Annotated in this window: 21 protein-coding genes; 14 read left to right on the top strand and 7 right to left on the bottom strand. The window is 69.7% G+C overall.

Going from position 1 to position 18,615, the window contains the following annotated elements:
- Positions 1 to 99: 99 nt before the first annotated feature.
- Positions 100 to 969: a helix-turn-helix domain-containing protein gene (locus ACQP2O_RS21355; RefSeq protein ID WP_433187832.1), complete on the bottom strand. Its 870-nt coding sequence runs from the start codon at positions 967 to 969 to the stop codon at positions 100 to 102.
- A 459-nt stretch (positions 970 to 1,428) separates the two neighbouring features.
- Here ACQP2O_RS21355 and ACQP2O_RS21350 point away from each other — a divergent pair, with 459 nt between their 5' ends.
- Together ACQP2O_RS21350 and ACQP2O_RS21345 are read left to right on the top strand one after the other, a co-directional pair.
- Positions 1,429 to 3,051 carry a GH25 family lysozyme gene (locus ACQP2O_RS21350; RefSeq protein WP_433187829.1) on the top strand — a complete coding sequence of 541 codons (1,623 nt, stop codon included), beginning with the start codon at positions 1,429 to 1,431 and terminating at the stop codon, positions 3,049 to 3,051.
- 63 nt (positions 3,052 to 3,114) lie between these two features.
- Positions 3,115 to 4,677 carry an FG-GAP-like repeat-containing protein gene (locus ACQP2O_RS21345; RefSeq protein ID WP_433187826.1) on the top strand — a complete coding sequence of 521 codons (1,563 nt, stop codon included), beginning with the start codon at positions 3,115 to 3,117 and terminating at the stop codon, positions 4,675 to 4,677.
- A gap of 52 nt (positions 4,678 to 4,729) precedes the next feature.
- Here the strand turns inward: ACQP2O_RS21345 and ACQP2O_RS21340 are convergent, their stop codons facing one another.
- Complete coding sequence (locus ACQP2O_RS21340) at positions 4,730 to 6,151, bottom strand: polysaccharide lyase 6 family protein (RefSeq protein ID WP_433187824.1); 1,422 nt, start codon at positions 6,149 to 6,151, stop codon at positions 4,730 to 4,732.
- A 277-nt stretch (positions 6,152 to 6,428) separates the two neighbouring features.
- Entirely contained in the window at positions 6,429 to 7,415 is a 987-nt protein-coding gene (locus ACQP2O_RS21335) for a DUF5937 family protein (protein WP_433187821.1), read from the bottom strand.
- Between the two features lie 157 nt (positions 7,416 to 7,572).
- Between ACQP2O_RS21335 and ACQP2O_RS21330 the strand changes: the two genes are divergently transcribed.
- The 7 genes from ACQP2O_RS21330 to ACQP2O_RS21300 all read left to right on the top strand — a co-directional run bounded on the left by ACQP2O_RS21330 (position 7,573) and on the right by ACQP2O_RS21300 (position 11,412).
- On the top strand, positions 7,573 to 8,091 hold the full coding sequence (locus ACQP2O_RS21330) for a tetratricopeptide repeat protein (protein ID WP_433187819.1): 519 nt from the start codon (positions 7,573 to 7,575) through the stop codon (positions 8,089 to 8,091).
- A gap of 100 nt (positions 8,092 to 8,191) precedes the next feature.
- Positions 8,192 to 8,602 (top strand): S26 family signal peptidase, encoded by a 411-nt coding sequence (locus tag ACQP2O_RS21325; protein ID WP_433187816.1) that lies wholly within the window; start codon positions 8,192 to 8,194, stop codon positions 8,600 to 8,602.
- A gap of 202 nt (positions 8,603 to 8,804) precedes the next feature.
- Complete coding sequence (locus ACQP2O_RS21320) at positions 8,805 to 8,945, top strand: hypothetical protein (protein WP_433187813.1); 141 nt, start codon at positions 8,805 to 8,807, stop codon at positions 8,943 to 8,945.
- A gap of 16 nt (positions 8,946 to 8,961) precedes the next feature.
- Complete coding sequence (locus ACQP2O_RS21315) at positions 8,962 to 9,138, top strand: hypothetical protein (protein WP_433187810.1); 177 nt, start codon at positions 8,962 to 8,964, stop codon at positions 9,136 to 9,138.
- Positions 9,139 to 9,174: 36 nt separating this feature from the next.
- Positions 9,175 to 9,363, top strand: coding sequence for a hypothetical protein (locus ACQP2O_RS21310; protein WP_433187807.1), 189 nt, complete (start codon positions 9,175 to 9,177; stop codon positions 9,361 to 9,363).
- Between the two features lie 31 nt (positions 9,364 to 9,394).
- Positions 9,395 to 9,607: a hypothetical protein gene (locus tag ACQP2O_RS21305; RefSeq protein ID WP_433187804.1), complete on the top strand. Its 213-nt coding sequence runs from the start codon at positions 9,395 to 9,397 to the stop codon at positions 9,605 to 9,607.
- Complete coding sequence (locus ACQP2O_RS21300; RefSeq protein ID WP_433187801.1) at positions 9,604 to 11,412, top strand: ABC transporter ATP-binding protein; 1,809 nt, start codon at positions 9,604 to 9,606, stop codon at positions 11,410 to 11,412. The genes ACQP2O_RS21305 and ACQP2O_RS21300 overlap by 4 nt, the downstream gene beginning before the upstream one ends.
- Before the next feature lie 55 nt (positions 11,413 to 11,467).
- On the opposite strand, the gene ACQP2O_RS21295 is transcribed toward ACQP2O_RS21300, so the two are convergent.
- Both ACQP2O_RS21295 and ACQP2O_RS21290 read right to left on the bottom strand, forming a co-directional pair.
- Positions 11,468 to 12,772 (bottom strand): M20 metallopeptidase family protein, encoded by a 1,305-nt coding sequence (locus ACQP2O_RS21295; RefSeq protein WP_433187798.1) that lies wholly within the window; start codon positions 12,770 to 12,772, stop codon positions 11,468 to 11,470.
- Between the two features lie 45 nt (positions 12,773 to 12,817).
- Entirely contained in the window at positions 12,818 to 13,045 is a 228-nt protein-coding gene (locus tag ACQP2O_RS21290) for a hypothetical protein (RefSeq protein WP_433187795.1), read from the bottom strand.
- Positions 13,046 to 13,099: 54 nt separating this feature from the next.
- Here ACQP2O_RS21290 and ACQP2O_RS21285 point away from each other — a divergent pair, with 54 nt between their 5' ends.
- Positions 13,100 to 13,753, top strand: a complete 654-nt coding sequence (locus tag ACQP2O_RS21285; RefSeq protein WP_433187792.1) for a hypothetical protein — start codon at positions 13,100 to 13,102, stop codon at positions 13,751 to 13,753.
- A 59-nt stretch (positions 13,754 to 13,812) separates the two neighbouring features.
- Here ACQP2O_RS21285 and ACQP2O_RS21280 read toward each other — a convergent pair whose 3' ends face one another.
- Together ACQP2O_RS21280 and ACQP2O_RS21275 are read right to left on the bottom strand one after the other, a co-directional pair.
- Positions 13,813 to 14,886 (bottom strand): beta family protein, encoded by a 1,074-nt coding sequence (locus ACQP2O_RS21280; RefSeq protein WP_433187789.1) that lies wholly within the window; start codon positions 14,884 to 14,886, stop codon positions 13,813 to 13,815.
- Positions 14,883 to 15,059, bottom strand: coding sequence for a hypothetical protein (locus tag ACQP2O_RS21275; protein ID WP_433187786.1), 177 nt, complete (start codon positions 15,057 to 15,059; stop codon positions 14,883 to 14,885). Before ACQP2O_RS21275 ends, ACQP2O_RS21280 begins: the two co-directional genes overlap by 4 nt.
- Positions 15,060 to 15,091: 32 nt before the next feature.
- Here ACQP2O_RS21275 and ACQP2O_RS21270 point away from each other — a divergent pair, with 32 nt between their 5' ends.
- From ACQP2O_RS21270 to ACQP2O_RS21255, 4 genes are all read left to right on the top strand, one after another.
- A complete protein-coding gene (locus ACQP2O_RS21270) occupies positions 15,092 to 15,517 on the top strand; it encodes a tyrosine-type recombinase/integrase (protein ID WP_433187783.1) in 426 nt (141 codons plus the stop codon).
- Positions 15,518 to 15,996: 479 nt separating this feature from the next.
- The gene (locus ACQP2O_RS21265) at positions 15,997 to 16,842 is read left to right on the top strand and encodes a class I SAM-dependent methyltransferase (protein ID WP_433187781.1); all 846 of its coding nucleotides are present in this window, start codon (positions 15,997 to 15,999) and stop codon (positions 16,840 to 16,842) included.
- Between the two features lie 33 nt (positions 16,843 to 16,875).
- On the top strand, positions 16,876 to 17,136 hold the full coding sequence (locus ACQP2O_RS21260; RefSeq protein ID WP_433187778.1) for a tyrosine-type recombinase/integrase: 261 nt from the start codon (positions 16,876 to 16,878) through the stop codon (positions 17,134 to 17,136).
- Between the two features lie 259 nt (positions 17,137 to 17,395).
- Positions 17,396 to 18,586, top strand: coding sequence for a tyrosine-type recombinase/integrase (locus ACQP2O_RS21255; RefSeq protein WP_433187775.1), 1,191 nt, complete (start codon positions 17,396 to 17,398; stop codon positions 18,584 to 18,586).
- Positions 18,587 to 18,615: the final 29 nt, after the last annotated feature.

Genomic DNA, 18,615 nt, shown 5'->3' with positions numbered 1-18,615 from the left:
CAGGCGCGTGAAAACCCGATGAAAGCGCGGTCCAGAGATGAAACATTTCGAAACGGATCGGTGTCCGGGCGTGGGCAGGGCGGGCCGAGGCTCCCCTCGTTACCAGAAGCCGGTGCAGGCGTCCCGGGAAGCGTTCACGGCGGCGCGCGGGGTGTCGCCGCACGCCCGGAACCGCCACCCCGCGCCGATCTCGTGGGCTCGGCTCGCGAACGTCGCCGTGGTCGTCGTGAACGGCCCGCACTGGATCCAGTTCTGGCCGTTGTTCCGGCTCCAGTCCAGCCAGACCCGATCTCCGTAGCGGGCGCCGGTGATCTGGGCCCAGGCCATCTGCCGACCGCCGACGGTACCGGTGAGCAGCCGCACGACGGGCGCGTGACCCTGGCCGTGCACGGTCGCCGGCGGGATGGCGGCCCGGCCGGCCGTCCCGGCGGGCCAGGGCCAGTTCGTGCAGGCGTCGTCCTGCGCCGCGGCCGGCATGACGCGCGGCCCGGGCGCCAGTTCCAGGCCCGTCACGAGGCCGAGCCCGCCGAAGACGACGGCCGTCGTCGCGACCAGCGCCGCGACAGCTGTACGAGGACGGCGCCGATGCCACCGCAGCGGTTCGGCCGCCTTCTCCGGAACGTCGAGCGGGGTTGGTAAGACGGTGACGGTCTCCGACGGCTCCGGCGCGCATCGGCCCTGCCGGTGACGATCGCCGTCGAGGTGCTCCCAGAGCGGCCGGAGACTGTACGGATCTTCACCCGCCAGCCGGGAGAGCCGCTCGATGACCGGCCACGGCGGAACGATGCGGCCGGACAGGTAGCGGGACATCGATGAGTCACTGACGTGCACCAGCTCTTCGAGATTCTTGAGGCTCTTGCCGGTACGCGTCCGCAGAGCCCGCAACTCGACACCGAGCCGCGCAGCGGCGGTACACCCGTCCGCATCCGACCGTTCCAGACTGACCGAGTCGTCCGACGCGCGTCCCATCCCAGGCTGTCCCACCTATGACCGCCCCCGCTTTTCCCGCCATAAGTGTACGGCGTGGTCCCACGCCCATCCCGACATTTCAGGCATCCCAGGTTCATCCCACCGAGTACCGAACGCCGTCCGACGTGGCGATATTGAGAGCCGCGCCGAGGACCACGGGGGCTTCACGAAGGCGCATCCCATCTCGCGGGAGGACTTCGCATTCGCATGCCGAGAACCGGTCTGCTGACCGCGGCACTGACGATCGCGAGGCCGTGACGGCGGCACCGGCCGCCGGGAGTACCCCACCGATTGCGACAAAGGAGTGAATCGTTGTTCTGGCGAAAACATCACGGCCGTAACGGAATTCGTGTCGCGGCGGCGACGGCGAGCATTCTCGCGGGGCTCGCCGGACCGTACGCGGGGGCTGCGCACGCTTCGTCGGCCAGTCCGCCGGCCGGGAAGTATCCGGTCAAGGGCGTGGACATCACCGAGTACCAGCACCCTGGCGGCGCCGCCGTCAACTGGTCGCAGGTGCGTTCCTCGGGCGTACGGTTCGCGACGCTGAAGGCCACCCGCGGCACCAACATCGTCAACCCGTATTTCAAGAGCGACCTCTCCGCCGCTCTCGCTCAAGGCATCGCCACCGCTCCGTACCACTTCCTGATCGGGTACGACCCGAACACCGCGAGCGCCCAGGCCGACTACTTCATCAGTGCGCTGAAGTCGGCCGGCTACACCGGTCACCGGCGGGGCGAACTGCCGCCCATCCTCGACCTGGAGTGGACCGACGACGGCAACAGTTCCTGCCCGCCGTACACGACGGTCGCCCAGGTGCAGACGTGGCTGAGCAAGGTCCAGGCGGCCTTCGGCGTCAAGCCGATGATCTACACGGCCCGCGGGTTCATGACGGGTTGCCTCGGCAGCACCACCGCGTTCGGCTCGTACCTGCTCCAAGTCGCCGACTACACCAGCGGCCACACGACCCCGGCCGTGCCGCCCGGCTGGTCCGACTGGCTGATGTGGCAGTACGCCGACGTCGGGTCGGTCCCCGGCGTGCCGACCCAGAACGTCACCCTCGACGTCTTCAACGGCGGCGAGGCCAAGCTCGACCAACTCGCCGGTCTCGGCTCCTCGTGGGTGAGCTCACCGGTCGACGTGAACGGTGACGGCAAGGCCGACATCATCGCGCTCGACTCCTCGGGTCAGCTGTGGCTGTACCCGTCGACGGGGCAGGCCGTGACCGACCACGTCCTCGGCGGCTCGGTCCGCATCGGCACCGGATGGGGCGCCTTCCAGCAGCTGTACGTCACCGACATCACCGGCGACGGCAAGGCCGACATCGTCGCCCTCGACTCCTCGGGTCAGCTGTGGCTCTACCCCTCCACCGGGCAGGCCACCACCGACCACGTCGTGGGCGGCAAGGTACGGATCGGCACGGGATGGGGCGGCTTCAACCGGCTGATCACCGCCGATGTGACCGGCGACGGCAAAGCCGACATCGTCGCCCTCGACGGCAAGGGCCAGCTGTGGCTCTACCCCTCCAGCGGGCAGGCCGTCACCGACCACGTCCTCAGCGGCTCGGTGCGCATCGGCACCGGATGGGGCGGCTTCAACCGGCTCATCGCCGCTGATGTGAACGGCGATGGCAAGGCCGACATGGTGACGCTCGACTCCTCGGGTCAGCTGTGGCTGTACCCGTCGACGGGGCAGGCCGTCACCGACCACGTCCTCGGCGGCTCGGTCCGCATCGGCACCGGATGGGGCGCCTTCCAGCAGCTGTACGTCACCGACATCACCGGCGACGGCAAGGCCGACGTCGTGACGCTCGACTCCGCAGGCCAGCTATGGCTCTACCCCTCCAGCGGCCAGACCGTCACCGACCACGTCCTCAGCGGCAAGGTACGGATCGGCACCGGCTGGGCCTTCCCCCTTCTCCTGACGAACGGCGACGTCAACGGCGACAAGAAGGTCGACATCGTCGCCGAGGACGGCGACGGCCGGCTGTGGCTGTACCCGTCGACCGGGCAGGCCGTCACCGACCACGTCCTCGGCGGCTCGGTCCGCATCGGCACCGGCTGGAACGCCTTCTCCATCATCTAGCGGCCCCGGAGAGGTGGCCGCAGTTCTCCCGTCGGGCGATGCCGCCCCAGAAACAGAGGAAACATGACTTCGACTCTTTCCCGGATCGTGGGCCTGCGCCGTACGATCGCGCTCGCCGTATGCGTCGGGCTCGCGGCCGCGCTGGTGACCCTCATCGCGCCGCGTCCCGCGCATGCCGCGTCCACCGCCGGAGGTGCGATCTCCCGCTCGGAGGTCCTCGCTCGGGCCCGTGACTGGTACAACCGAAGGCCGGCGCTCGTCTACGACTCGTCGCGCGCTTCGGACACGCTGGTCGCGGACGTCGACGGAGCCCATCGATACGGTCCCGACTGCTCCGGCTATGTGTCCATGGCGTGGCACCTCGTGCCGGGCTCCTCAGGCGGCCTGAACACCTGGACCTTGCCCAGCGTCTCGGTCGCGATCAGCCGGAGCGATCTCAAACCCGGCGACATGCTGGACTACACCGATGAGCACGCGATCCTGTTCGAGGCGTGGGAATCCGACCACGTGCACTTCTCGTACTACAGCTTCGGCGCCACTCCCATCGAGCACGTCACCCACGCGTCCTTCAACGACGGCACGCTGGCGGGCTGGCCGACCGGCGACTACCAGGCCTACCGTTACAAGAACATCGTCGACGACGCGCCCGCGCCCACGAGATGGGTGAGCTCACCGGCGGACGTGAACGGTGACGGCAAGGCGGACATCGTCGCCCTCGACAACAAGGGCCAGCTATGGCTCTACCCCTCCAGCGGCCAGGCGGTGAACGACCATGTCCTCAGCGGCGCCGTCCGCATCGGCACCGGGTGGGGCGGCTTCAGCCAGCTGTACCTCTCCGACATCACCGGCAACGGCAAGGCCGACATCGTCGCGCTCGACAACAAGGGCCAACTGTGGCTGTACCCCTCCACCGGGCAGGCCGTCACCGATCACGTCGTAGGCGGCTCGGTGCGAATCGGCACCGGGTGGGGCGGCTTCAACCGGCTCTTCACCGCCGATGTGACCGGTGACGGCAAGGCCGACATCGTCGCCCTCGACAACAAGGGCCAACTGTGGCTGTACCCCTCCAGCGGCCAGGCCGTCACCGACCACGTCCTCAGCGGCTCGGTCCGCATCGGCACCGGGTGGGGCGGCTTCAGCCAGCTGTACCTCTCCGACATCACCGGCGACGGCAAGGCCGACATCGTCACGCTCGACAACAAGGGCCAGCTATGGCTGTACCCGTCGACGGGGCAGGCCGTGACCGACCACGTCCTCAGCGGCTCGGTCCGCATCGGCACCGGGTGGGGCGGTTTCGCGCAGCTCCACGTCTCCGACCTCACCGGTGACCACAAGGCCGACATCGTCGCCCTCGACGGCAAGGGCCAACTGTGGCTGTACCCGTCGACGGGGCAGGCCGTCACCGACCACGTCCTCAGCGGCTCGGTCCGCATCGGCACCGGCTGGGCCTTCCCCCTCCTCCTGACGAACGGCGACGTCACCGGCGATGGCAAGAGCGACGTCATCGCGCAGGACACCTCGGGTCAGTTGTGGCTGTACCCCTCCAGTGGCCAGGCCGTCACCGACCACGTCCTCAGCGGCAAGGCCCGGATCGGCACCGGCTGGAACGCCTTCACCATCGTCTGACACGGCATCGCACCGGCCTCCTCGCCCACGAGGCGAGGAGGCCGTCATGCGCTCAGGGAGCGGAGGGACCCACGTCCGCGGTGGTCAGCGCGCGGCGCTGCGTGCCGCCGGCGACGTACTCGTCCGCGCCGACGTCCTTGGCGCCCGACCGGGCCTGCAGGTCCATGTCCTGGGTCACCTGGGAGTAGCTGCCGGTCGCGGTGTCGATGGCCGGGCTGCCCGCGGCGAGCCGGTCCAGGCCACCGGAGTCCACGACCAGGGCCGGGTTGACCGACCGGCCGCCGTCGGCGGGCATGTCGCCGCGCGACCCGCCCCATACGATGTTGCCTTCCCACTTCGTGTTCGTGGCCCCGTCGACCGTCACGAGATTTCCGGAGCCGCCGACGAGGACGTTGTCGGCCACGGTCGTGTGGTCCGGCTTGTACTGGTGGTCCTCCGTGCCGATGCCGATGAGGTTCGTCTTCGTGCTCACGACCGTGTTGAACGCCACGAGTCCCCGGTCGGCCGCCTCGTGGTCCGTCGTGCTGTTCGTGTCGTCCCGGATGTTCCCGGCGCCGACCTCGATCGGCATGCCGCCGATGTTCTGGATCAGGTTGTTGATGATGACGTGGTCGTTGCCGAAGAAGCGGATCCCGGAGGTGCCGCCGAGGATGATGTTGCCCTCGACGAGGGTCCAGCTTCCGTGGCGCAGGCAGATCTGGCCCCGGCTGTTGCGCAGCGTGTTGTAGCGAACGATGTTGTCCGAGGACTTCACCGAGATCGCCTCGGAGTCGCCGTTGGCCTTCTCGAAGAGGTTGTACTCGACGGTCGCGTGGGCCGCCGCGTGCTGCCGGGAGCTGAGGCCGAGGCGAATGGACTCCCCGCCGTTCGAGCCGCTGTAGGAGTGGTCGTAGAAGTAGTTATGGTGAATCCAGACCCGCTCTGCCATTCCCGAGCTCCCGGGCCCGGAGATCTGCAGGAACACGCCGAGCGAGCTCTTGTGCTGGAACGTGTTGTGGTCGACCTGACAGTCGTCGCAGGCGACCGTGACCCAGTTCTTGGTCGCGCTGTTCGACAGCTGGATCACGTTGCGCGTCAGCCGTACGTGGTCGGCGCCGGTCGGAAGGCTGATGGCGCTCCCGTGGGTGAGCCGAAAGCCCTCGACGGTCACGTAGTGGATCGAGCCGAATGAGAACCCGTCCGTACCCTTGATCTCCGCCTTGCCGGTGTGCTGCGCGGCGATCGTGATCGGTGCCGACGCCGTGCCCGACCGGGTCAGCGCGATCGCCGACGAGGTGGAGTACGAGCCGTCGGCGAGCTCGATCCGGTCACCCGGCTGCGCCTGCTTGACCGCGCTCTGCAGCGCGGCCACGGACGAGACCGAGACGACTTTCGTGGGCGCGGGCGCCGCGCCCGCCGTACGTTCGGCCGGGGCGGCGACCGCCCCGATCAGGATCAGCGCGGTGATGACCGCCGCATGCCGGTTCAATGCCATGAGGACCGCCTTGGGGGAGCCGGATTCGGCCTTGGGGGAGCCGGATTCGGCACGGTTTTACATCCACCATCACCGGCCGTCAAGGCATACACCCGATGTATCGGCCCGGAGGTTCTCAGATAACAGGTCATCTTCGCAGCCCACAGGCAATCGATGCCGAATTACATCGGATGTATCGCGCGCCTAGCGGGGATGGAGCCGGCCGGCACGAGACACACCGCGTGCAGCGCGATGCTCAGGGGCGCAGCGCGGCGACTGACAACAAGGAAAGGGTCCCTTAGTCGCCGCCGCGTACGAGGGCTGAGCCGGTGCGCGTGCGTCGGTACCGGATCTCGTGGCGGTGCCGCTCCCCCACGACGAGACCCGCCTCGCGCAGCACCTTGATGTGCTCGGACACCGTGCTCGGTGCCAGCGCGTGCCGGTGCGCGAGCCACGTCGTCGACGTGGGCTCCTGAAGCGCAGCGAGCAGTGTGGCCCGGGTCCGGCCGAGGAGCCGCTCGAGCGCCGCGGCCGGGGATCCGTGCGTCGGCTGCCAGAGACCACCGAGGCCGCGCGCCGGGTAGGAGACGGTCGGCTGCCACGGCGGCTGCGTGATCACGATCGCCTCCTCCCACTTGAACACGCTGGGCATCAGCAGCACGCCGCGTCCGGCGAGCTCAACGTGCTCGTCGCCGCCGGGGTCACGCACGAGGGTGTCGCCGGTCCACCGCAGCGTCTGGTTCAGATCGGCGAACAAGTGATCCAGGCCGCCCTCGGCCAGGCGCCGCGAGCGATACGCGATGTCGGCCTCCAGCAAGGCCCGCACCCGCGGCCACACCGGCTCGACGAGCGCCCGCCACGCGGCCCGTACGAGATTGGTCAGGAAGCTGAGCACGTCGGCCGGGTCGCCGAGGAGTAGCCTCCCCAAGTCGCTCGCCTCCGCGCCCGGTGTCTCGCGCAGCGACATCTCGATCTCCGCGCGCACCACCGGCGCGGGCGTCGCGGCGATCCGGGTGAGTTCGGCCTCGATGTCCGAGGACGGGGCGAGCGGCGGCGGGGCGAGGAAGTCGGGCGTGTAGCCGCGGCGCGGTTGGAGCAGGGTGAGCGGCCGCAGGTCGAGCGTCCTTTGACGCGAGCGAACGTCCTCCAGCCAGCGCCGGTGATGCTGCCCCGGACCGTCCGGACCGGTGGCGACACGCACGGCGGCGAGCGTCTCGAACACCGGGGAGTACGCGAACCGACAACGCGCCAGGTCGGCCGGGCCGAAGCCGAGACTGATGGCCATGGCCGCCTCCTTGCGTTCCTGAGCTCCTCGACACCTCGCCGGGCGCGGATGATTCGGCCCCGCCCGAATGACTGGTGGCGATCCTAACCCCCGGCCACGATCGTTCACGTCGGCCCACGCCGGCCGACTCCCCCTGACGATGAGAAGGACCATGATCATGCACGACGTCACCGAACTCGCCGACCTGCACGCCGACGTCAACCGCCGCGCCGCCGCCCTGTTCGCGGTCGTCGACGACTACGAGCAGGAGGACGCCTTCTTCGCCGAGATCGACGCGCTCGCGGCGCAACTGCCCGCCGGCGACGCCGACGGCCTGTTCCACCGGGCCTGCGCCCGTGACACCTGGGGCCACTCGGACCTGGCCGTCCCGCTGTACCGCGAGGCCCTCGAGCGCGGCGGCCTGACCGGCGAGAACCGCCGCCGCGCCGTGATCCAGATGGCCAGCTCCCTGCGCAATATCGGCGAGGCGCAGACCGCGCTCACGATGCTCGAGGCCGAACGCGCCCACGGCTCCGACCACCTCGACGACGCCCTGACCTGCGTGACCGCGCTCTGCCTGGCCACCCTCGGCCGAGAGAGCGAGGGCCTGTCCCTCACCCTCGTCGCCCTGGCCAAGCACCTCCCGCGCTACAACCGCTCCATGGCCAACTACGGCCGAGCACTGCTCGAGAACTGAGCCTGATCAACGGGACTACCATCGGTCGGCCATGGGCCAGATGTCGATTTCACAAGGATGGCCGCTGGGCGGGACGTGCCTGGCTGCAGTGGGTGCGCTGGTGGCGCTCGCATGGGCGCGCAAGAACCTGGTCGTCGTCGCCGTCAGCGGGACGAGCATGGAACCCACGTTGCGCGATGGCGACCGCGTCCTGGTGCGGCGCACGTCCCTCCCCCGGGTGCGCCGCGGGGACGTCGTCGTCCTGGAACCGCCGCTGGACGGCCCCTACCTGCCGGGCCCCGCGGGTCCCGACGGCCGGATATGGAACGTCAAGCGCGCCGCCGCGCTCCCCGGGGACCTGCTGCCGCCCGGCGTCCCAGGGGACGGCGACACCGTGCCGCCCGGAACGCTCGCGGTCTTCGGCGACAATCCGGACAGCATCGACTCCCGCCAGCGCGGCCTGTTCTCCGGCGACCGACTACTGGGCGTGGTGGTGCGACGACTGATCGTCACTCCGCCCCAGAGTCAATAGCCGTCCCGACGGCAAGAATCACCAAGATCACGACGCGTTTGATCGCACAGTCCACAACAGCGCGCCGCCGGGGACATCGCCTCTTGCCGACGATGATCAACAACATTTAGCTTCTGGGTCAGCCGCGCTGATCATCCCGAAAGGCGTGATCCTCGGTATCCGCAGCTAGGAACGTTCCAGCTCGACCTGTGAGGAGATCCTCGTGATCCGTGCACTCAACCGCCTGAGCGACCGGATGCTCGGCAGGATTCTGCCGAGCACGACCGCCCGCGCCGAGGCCTGCTGGTGGGACCAATGGGGCTCCTACTGCTGCATCTACGCCGGTAAGACCTACTGCCACTGACGCCGGCCGAATCGTCATGGAGTACGTCACGCCGGCTGTCCGCCGCACACCGGGACTGGTCTTCTCGGCCGCCGTCGTACTCCTGGCGTTCGAACGGACGGCGCCCGTCGGCCTCGTGCCGACCGGCGCCGTCCTGCTCGCGTTCGCCGGAGGCGTCCACCGCGCGCTCCGCACCGGCCGGAGTGCGACCTGACGCTGTTTCGGTACGGGCCCGGCCCCCATCGGCCGCGTGCACGTCGTGCGCGACCTCGCCCGCACCGCAGTCGCCTGGGGCGGTCTCGCCGCGCACCTGACGGCTCCAAGGCCGGCGCATCCCGTCGGCGCGGTCATCGCCGCGTCCGTCCTCACTCTGGTGTTCATCTTCTTCACCGAACTGGCCGACCTGCTGATCGCGCCGTCCGCGCACGCTCCGCGATGAGGCGGTCCGCCCAGGCCACAAGGAACCTTTGTTGCCATATCTCGTCGCGGCGGTCGTATTCGTCGGCCTCCTGTGCGCGTTCGACTTGATCCTGACCCTGGCGATCGTCCGACGGCTGCGCGAGCACGCGGCGCGCGCGTTCGGGCATCCGGCGTTCCCCAGCTTCTACGTCGTGGACGAGGGCACCATGGTGACGGCTTCGCTCCTCTCGCCGTCCGGGCTGCCGGTATCGGCCCGCGCATGACCGAGCCGCCCCGCACGGCTGGGCGGCGGCCCCTCGTCGTCGCCGCGCTGGCATGGCGGGCGCACCGCGGCGCGACGGCCGTGTCGATGCTGCTCGCCGTACTCACCGGGCTCGCGCCGGTCGCGACGGCCTGGCTCACGAAACTCGTCCTGGACGCGCTCGCCGGAGGCGGAAACCGGGACGTCCTGCCGGCCCTCGCCACCGGACTCGCCGCGAGCGGGCTGTGCGTCATCGTGCTGCCGCACGCCACCACCTACGCGCAGGCCCAGCTGCGCCGGGCGGTGCGAGCCCTGGTCGTCGACCGCCTGTTCGCCGCCGTCGACTCGCACGCGGGGCTGCGCCGGCTGGAGGACCCCGCCTTCCAGGACACGCTGCGGCTGGCACACGAGTCCAGCCAGCGGGCACCGGACCGGCTGATTCTCGGCAGCCTGTCCATCGCGCAGGCGATCATCACGATGTCGGGTTTCGTCGCCACCCTGCTGGTGATCAATCCGGCGCTGGTCCTGGTGATCTTCCTGGCGGCGCTGCCCGCGCTCTGGATCCAGCTCGGGCTGAGCCGGGAACGGGCCCGCACGATGTGGACGGTCAGCCCCGCGATGCGGCGCGAGATCTTCTACGGTGAGCTGCTGACCAGGCCGGAGGCGGCCAAAGAGGCGCGGCTGTTCGGGCTGGGCGGCTTCTTCCGCGCCCGGATGCTCAACGAGATCCGCTCGGCCAACGAGGTCGAACGGCGGGTCGACCTCAAAACCTTGCGCAGGCAGGGACTGCTGGCCCTGGTCGGCAGCGCCGTCGCGGGCGGGGGCCTGGTGTGGGCGGTGCTGGCCGCCGCGTCGGGCGACCTCACGGCCGGCGACGTGACGGTGTTCATCGCCGCCGTCGCCGGGGTCCAGGCATCGCTGACGTCCGTCATCGACCGGTGGGCGGACGCGCACAACGCCCTGCTGCTCTTCGGCCACTTCGCCGCCATCGTGGAAGCCGAACCCGACATGCCCCCGCGTCCCGGCCGGCGTCCCGTCCCGCCGCTGCGGCACGGGATCGAGCTGCGCGACGTGTGGTTCCGCTACAGCGAGAAACACCCGTGGATCCTGCGCGGCGTCGACCTGGACATCCCGCACGGCCATAGCGTCGCCCTGGTGGGGGTGAACGGCGCGGGCAAGAGCACGCTGGTCAAACTCCTGTGCCGCCTGTACGACCCGGACAAGGGCTCCATCCACTGGGACGGCGTGGACCTCCGCGACATGGCCCCCACCGAACTCCGCGAGCACATCGGCGTCGTCTTCCAGGACTTCATGGAGTACGACCTGACGGCGTCCGAGAACATCATGCTCGGCGACCTGAGCAGCGAGGGCGACACGCACCGGATCCGGGAGGCGGCGCGTCGGGCCGGTGTCCACGAGGCGGTCGAGGCACTGCCGCGCGGCTACGACACGATGCTCAGCAAGATCTTCGGCGGCCGCGACGATGGCGCCGGCGTCGCCCTGTCGGGCGGCCAGTGGCAGCGCCTGGCGCTGGCCCGCGCGTTCCTGCGCCAGAGCCGCGATCTGCTCCTGCTGGACGAACCGAGTTCGGGCCTGGACGCGGACGCCGAACACGCCGTTCACGCGTCCCTCCGCCGCCACCGCCAAGGCCGAACAAGCGTCCTCATCTCCCACCGCCTCGGCTCCGTCCGCGAAGCCGACCTCATCGTCGTCCTGGCCGACGGCAAGATCACCGAACGCGGCTCCCACGACGCCCTGATGGCCCTGAACGGCGAATACGCCCGCCTCTTCACCCTCCAAGCCACCGGCTACGCGCCCCGTCCCTGATCACCCGGCGCCTCGGGACGGGGCGCCCTCATTCAGGCTTCGGTGAGAAACCTTGTTAGGACATAGAGTCCCCGGTCCCGGTGCGGTGGGCGAGCCAGCCGGCCATCGCGCGGACGCCGACGCCGATGGCGCGCTCATCCGGGTCGAAGGCGCCGAAGTGCGGGTACGCGGTGGTGATGTCCGCGCCGGGCCGCCGGACACCCAGGAAGCTGAACGTCCCCGGGACACGGCGGAGGAACAGCGCGAAGTCCTCGCCGCTGAACGGGATCGCCGCGTGCATGGTCGTGACGGCCGGACGGCCGAGTCTGCGCGCCAGGTAGTCGCGGACCTCCCGTCCCGGACGCGGCGGGCACACCATCGCCGGGAACGCGTCGGTGGGGAACTCGATGTGGGCGTCCGGGTACCGGCCGGTCAGGCGACGCAACCGGTCACGGATCTCCGGGACGCGCTCCTGCGGCCAGCACCGGTACATCACGCGCACCTCGACGTCGCCGTTGGCGGCGGGACGCGCGCCGGCCCTCATCCAGACGAACCGGGCCAGCGGCCCGTGCGGCGTCTCCAGCTCCTGGACGAGCCGTTCGAGGTCGGCGGACGTCTGCGGATACGCGACCGTCGACAGCGCGCTGATGTCGGCGACGAGCTGCTCGGCCCGGTCGGACGCACCGGGCCCGGTCAGCGTGATGCTGCCGTGGTCCAGGCCCGGCAGCCCGGTGCCTGGCGTGACCGCGAACGTTCCGACCGGGAAGGGACCGCAGTGCAGGGCGTGGATCTCGTCCGGCCTCGTCCGCTCCAGCACGCCGTCGGAGATCATCGCCTGCGCCCCGGCGAGGGCCTCCTCCCCCGGCTGGAAGAGGAACACCACCCGGCCGTGGAGCCGGGTCCGCAGGCGCGCCAGCACTTCGGCGACCCCGACGCCGATCGTGGTGTGCAGGTCGTGGCCGCACACGTGCGCGGGATCCGGACCACCGTTGATCTGCGAGTCCGGCGGCACGGCGTCCATGTCCGCCCGGTAGGCGACCGTCCGGCCGCGTCCCTTGCCCCGCAGGACGCCGACGACCCCGTGGCCGCCCACGCCCGTGGTCACCTCCAGGCCGGCGGCGCGCAGCCGGTCCGCGACCAGCGCGGCGGTGTGGACCTCGCCGCCCGCCAGTTCGGGGTGGCGGTGGATGTCGCGGCGCAGGGCGATCAGGTCGGCATCGAGCCGTCCGGCGAGGGCGTCGATCTGACCTTCAATCCCGATCGACTCAGCCGCTTGAGCTGGGATGCCGGTGGCCAGGACGCCTCCCGCGCCGAGCGCGACGGCACCGCCGAGCACGCTCCGGCGGGTCAGGGTGGGGTTTCCAAGGTGGCGATCAGTCATGCCCCGGACGCTACGGATCCCGGGTCGTACCCCCAATACGGCTGGCTACCGCCAGGAGGGTGTACTCAGATCCACTGTTCCGGTCAGCACCAGCCCGGCCCGTTCGGCTACCAGTTCGGCGCGGATCAACTCCAGCAGCCGCCCGACCCGGTTACGGCCTCGATCCCCGCCGGCGTCGCCCAATGGATCGGTAAGCGGCTCCTGGAAGTACTCACCTGAGAGCCAGGACTGATGCCGGGATTTCGCTCCCGGCATCCGATCAGCGTCGCGCATGGGTTCTTGGTCACGGGCGTGACGTAAGTGAGACCGACGGTTTTCCGGGGACCGGTGGACGTGATCACCGGTCCTGCTGAGAGGGTGAAGGGCGCATGGCGCCGCTGGTCTCTGACTGCCCGGCGCCGGCCCTTCCCCGTCCTGTATCCGATCACGAGCTGGAGGAGGGTTCTGGTGATCCCTGACATCACTCAGGTTGGTACCAGCGATGTTCAGACGTGGCGGGCGGTGCCCGCGCAGAACAACCCGTCCGGTGACGAGCTCGGCGCGTGGGCCGTGGTCGCCGGGGATGGGGAGGAGGCCGATGTCTTTCTCGACGTCACCGCCGAGTATCCCCAGCGGGTAGCGGAGTTCGTTGCCACCGCCGTGCGGGCCGAGGCGGCCGGCCGCCGTTTCGCCGGCGCGGCCGGTGACATCGCCGCCGAGCTGGACCGTCAGCGCCACGCCGACCAGCCGCTGACGGCCGCCGGCCCGTACCTGGCTGATCCGGTACGGCTGGCGATGCTGGTCGAACAGCTCGGTGTGGTGGCACGCGAGATCACCACCGGGGGCGGCCAGAGCCGCGGGGAGGCCGGCAAACGCCTCTATGAGCACCTGATCCAGGTCGGCGCCACCACCATCGGCTGGATGGAGGCACTGCTGGCGCGTGACCTGGCCGATGGCCAAGCCCGGGAGGAAGCCGCAGACCAGGTCTCACAGGACGGCTGACCACCCCGGCCGGCAGAGGGCTGCTCGCTGAAACGTGACGTCCGGTACGGGGGCGGTCTTCAGCAGGCGACCCCGCCGAGTTCTTCTAAGACCACCGCCAGGTGGTGCGACAACGAGAACGCCCGCCACTGCGAAGCGCCGCCGGGGCCGCCGTTGCCCTTGGCGCGCAGCGCGATCTGAGCATCACCCCAGGAGTACGCCTCTCCAGCCCACCACAACTTGCCGGTCACCTCACGGCACAAGTCATAGAACGTGGAGAACCTGCCGCCCGCGTCTGTGGGGTAGCGGTAGGTATGCCAGCACACGGGGGCGGTGTACCGAAGGTTGGGTGCCGGCCGGAACACACCGGGTTTGGGCAGGCGGGTACCGGCGACGCCATAGTCGCCGAAGGACAACGCGCCCGCCCACGTCTGCTCACCGGCTTTGAGTTGCCGCCAGATATCGGCGTCCAGCCGCGCGAACGGCACAGAGCCGCCGAGCGGTACCGATGTGATCGAGTCCGGGAACGCCGCCGCAGCGACCGCGGTCCGCCGCCATGGCAGGCCGGCCAGCGCGCTGACCGCGCGGCCGGCCGCCCGGACCGCGTAGGGGATCTGCGAGCGTTCCGTCACCGGCCCCAGATCCAGCAGCAAATCCAGCCGCTCAGGTCCGCATCCGAGCCGATCGACGGCCACGGCGACCTGGTCGGCCAATACCGCACCCGCCTCACCCCAGCCCCTCAGCACGGCTCGCACGCACGCGCCCTGTCCGTGCGCGTCGGCGAGTTCACCCGCTACCTCACACGCTTGCGGACTGGGACCGCCGGTCGCCGCGAAGCGAAGAACCGGGCGCATCGGGATGAGCATCTGCTTCAAAGCCCCGGCCACCGCATCCATCGGCGTTTGCCCATCCTGATCGGCCGCTCCGTAGTGGCGGTCCAGGTGAACGCAATCCACCGACACAACGGTGCCCTTCAGCACTTCACGGGCCGCCAGGTCCGCCAGGCGCATCGCCGCACGCCACAGCGGCTCACCGGCCTTGTAGCACACCGCCTCCAGCACCGGCTGCACCAACGGCACCGCCGCCGAATCCAGCTTGCCCAACGCGATCAGCTCGCCCTGTCGGGCCTGCAACACCGGCATGTAAACCGTCACCGCAGCTCCTCGCCAATGGTGCGCAGCGGCACATCTTTTACGAACGTAACCCACCCCCGCCAAACGTCCAGTGACCAAACGTGCACGGTCACCTGGCCGTTCGCCGAGCTGTCCGCGCGGCTGCCCGACCGGCCCGCCGACGGTGCCACCGTCACCATCTCCTGCGGCACCACGCGGTTCACCCTGCGGACCCGGCCTCGACCTGATGTTCGCGACACGGACCGGCGGACCGCTCAGCGCCGGCAACGTCCGCCGCGAGTTCCGGCGTGTGGTCGCTCGCACGGGCCTGGTCGGCGCCGACTGGACGCCGCGGGAGATGCGCCGCAGCTTCGTCTCGGCGCTGTCAGCCCACGGCGTCGCCCTGGAGGAGATCTCCCGCCTGGTCGGTCACCAGGGAGGTTCGGCCGTCGCCGAAAAGGTCTACCGCGAGGAGATCCGGCCCGCCATTCAGAGTTGCGCGGTGGCGATGAACCGCTCTTCCCCAAGCAGAGCCCAGAAGCCTAGTCAGGCAGTTAGTCAGACATTGCCGGAACGCGTGGTGATGAGACGCGGAAAGGCCGGTTCCGAAAGATCGGAACCGGCCACTGACCAGGTAAAGCTTTGGCGGGCGATACTGGGTTCGAACCAGTGACCTCTTCGGTGTGAAGGAATCCCGAGCCTCCCGCGACCTGCGTGCGCCCGCTGTGACCGGCGCTGAGCACCCCACCGAAGATCGCGGACGTTCGTGGTGGACCGCAGACTTAGGGGACCGCATCGGTCCGGATCGCCCGCCGGCCGCATAGAGGAACGTGCCGCGCCTGACCCTGGGCGCCGATGGCGCTCTGCGCCCATGGGAGCCTCCCAAGGCCTCGGCATAGTCACGTTATGTCCGTTTTATTCATGCTGGGTGGGTCGGGTCTCGGGGGTCCTGGTGGCGTCCCGGGCGTGGTGCGTGCAGGCGGCTGTTGTGCTGGCGTGCCCGGCCGTTTTGGAGGATCCCGATGACGAGCAGATCGTGGCTGCGGGGCGATCTGGCTGTGGCCGTCAGGGCGCTTCAGGCGCATCCTGTGAAGTGCGCAGAGTGGGCGTGCGTGGCCAGCCTGCTGGGTTCTGGCCGGCGAGGAGGAATGAATGGAAAGCGCGCCGAGCAGGACGGCGATGTTCGCGGCCGTGTCGCGTGGACTGTTTCGCCTGGAGACGGCGTCGCCGTGGGTACTGGACGATGTGCTGGCCCTGGTGCTCGTCGGCCCGGTATGGCAGCAACTGCGAGACCAGTTCGATCCGCTGTTCCCCGGCCCGGTCCGTCGCGAGGCCCGCGCGGCTGTCTGCACCCGCAGCCGGTACGCCGAGGACCGGCTGGCTGCTGGCGCCTTCGGGCAGTACGTGATTCTTGGCGCGGGGCTTGACTCGTTCGCGTGGCGGCGGCCGGATCTGCTCGGCTCGCTGACGGTGTTCGAGGTTGATCACCCTGCCTCCCAGGCCTGGAAGCTCGACCGGGTCAGGGAGCTCGGCCTGCCGCTCAGCGACTCGCAGGTATTCGTGCCGGTTGATTTCGAGGCCGAACCGGTTCAGGATGTTCTGGGCGCGGCCGGGTTCGACTGGGCGCAGCCGGCGATGTTCTGCTGGACGGGCGTCGCTCCCTATCTGACGGCACAGGCGATCGAGTCGACGTTGCGCACGATCACGGCGGCTGCTCCGGGGTCTGAGGTGGTGTTCTCCTACCTGGCCGAGGACTGTGCGCTCGACGACGCGGGGACGGAATACGCCCGTATCTACACGCCGATCGCGGCTTCTGTCGGCGAGCCTCTTCAGCCCGGCTGGCCGGTATCCGAGATCGAGAGGCTAATCAGCCGGTGCGGGCTAACGGTCGTGGACCATCCGGCACGTGCAGACCTCCAGCAGCGGTACTTCGCCGGCCGCACCGATGGGCTGCGGCCCTATACCTTCGAGACCCTGGTGGCCGCGCGGGTCGCCTGAGCGAGCGCAGGCCACGTCCGCTACGGCACACCTTTGACTGCACAGACCGTGCGGCGGACGCTGGCCATCGCTCTCCGGATCGCTGGCCTACCGATCGAGTGGACGCCTCGGGAGCTGCGGCATAGCTTCGTCTCGCTCATGTCGGCCAACGGCGCCTCCATCGAGCTGATCTCACGCCTGGTCGGCCACAGGAGCACGGTGGTGACAGAGGCGGTGTACCGCCACGAGCTGCGCCCGGTCATCACGGAGGGAGCCGAGATCATCGGGAAGGCGTTCGGTGCGAAGACGGGCTAGCCAGAGCCGATAGGCGGCCCAGCATAGGAAGAGGCCCTGTACCGGATCGGTACAGGGCCTCTGATCTGGTGGGCGATACTGGGTTCGAACCAGTATCGCCTGGCGTCGCGCGATACTGATTGTGACCTCCGAAAATGCCGTCTGACCTGGCGATTCTCGATTATCTATCGCGTGCCACATGTTGACACGAATGGCCACGGATGTACGCTCAATCTGGCACGTGGCTGGCACGGGACATCTGGCACGGAGGACGGCGGGCATGGCCAAGCGGAACGGCAAGCGGTACTTCGGAAGCGTCCGGCGGCTTCCCTCCGGCCGGTATCAGGCCCGGTACACCGGACCGGACGGGCAGACGTACACCGCCAAGACCCCGGAGGGCAAGCCGCTGACGTTCGACACGCAGGGCGACGCCGAGGCGTGGCTTACGCTGCGGCAGTCGGAGGTCCTGCGGGGCGCGTGGCTTCCGTCTGCCGAGCCCAAGGCGGCCCCGGTCCTCCTGCGCGTCTACGCCGATGCGTGGCTTGCCGGGCGCGATCTGGAAGACACCACGGCGGACCACTACGAACAGCTCCTACGGGACCACATCTACCCGACGTTCGGCGGCGCGCCGGTCACGAGCGTCACACCGGCCGCCGTTCGGGAATGGAACGCGGCCCTGAAGACCAAGACGGGGCCGACACAGCGCGCGCACGCCTACGGCCTGCTCCGCACGATCATGAACACGGCCGTGGCCGATGATGTGATCTCAGCGAACCCATGCCGTGTCCGCGGGGCCGGGCAGTCGAAGCGGGCGAAGAACATCCGGCCGGCGACGCTCGCCGAGCTGGAGACGCTCGTCAAGGCGCTCCCTGCCCGGTACCGGCTCATGGCGCTGTTCGCGGCCTGGTGCGCGCTGCGGTTCGGTGAGCTGGCCGAGCTGCGCCGATCCGACGTCGACGTGAAGAACGGCGTCATCCGGGTTCGGCGCGGTGTCACCCGTACGAAGCGGAGCGGCCGGAAGATCAAGGGCCCGAAGAGTGACGCGGGCAAGCGGGACGTTGCGATCCCACCCCACCTGATGCCGATGCTCAAAGCGCACCTGCGCGACCACGTTGCCGTCGGCGGCGAGGCGCTGCTGTTCCCGGCAGCGTCCGATCCGGGCGCACACATGGCCCCCTCGACGCTCTACCGCGTGTTCTACCCAGCGCGAGACGCGGCCGGGCGGCCGGATCTTCGGTTCCACGACTTGCGCCACACCGGGGCCGTACTGGCGGCGGCCACCGGCGCGACGCTGGCCGAGCTGATGGCGCGCCTCGGCCACACGACGGCCGGGGCCGCGCTGCGGTACCAGCACGCGGCCCAAGACCGCGATCGGGCGATCGCCGACGCCCTGTCCAAGCTGGCGAGCGGCACCGTGTTGCCGCTGCCCACGGAAGAGACCGCGAAGAAGCGGAAGGAGCGCACGGCATAACGAAGCGGCCCCGGACGCGGTGACTCCAC

It is taken from the genome of Actinoallomurus sp. CA-150999, assembly GCF_050942425.1.
Classification (GTDB): Bacteria; Actinomycetota; Actinomycetes; order Streptosporangiales; family Streptosporangiaceae; genus Actinoallomurus.
This window is presented reverse-complemented; position numbering and strand designations above follow the sequence as displayed.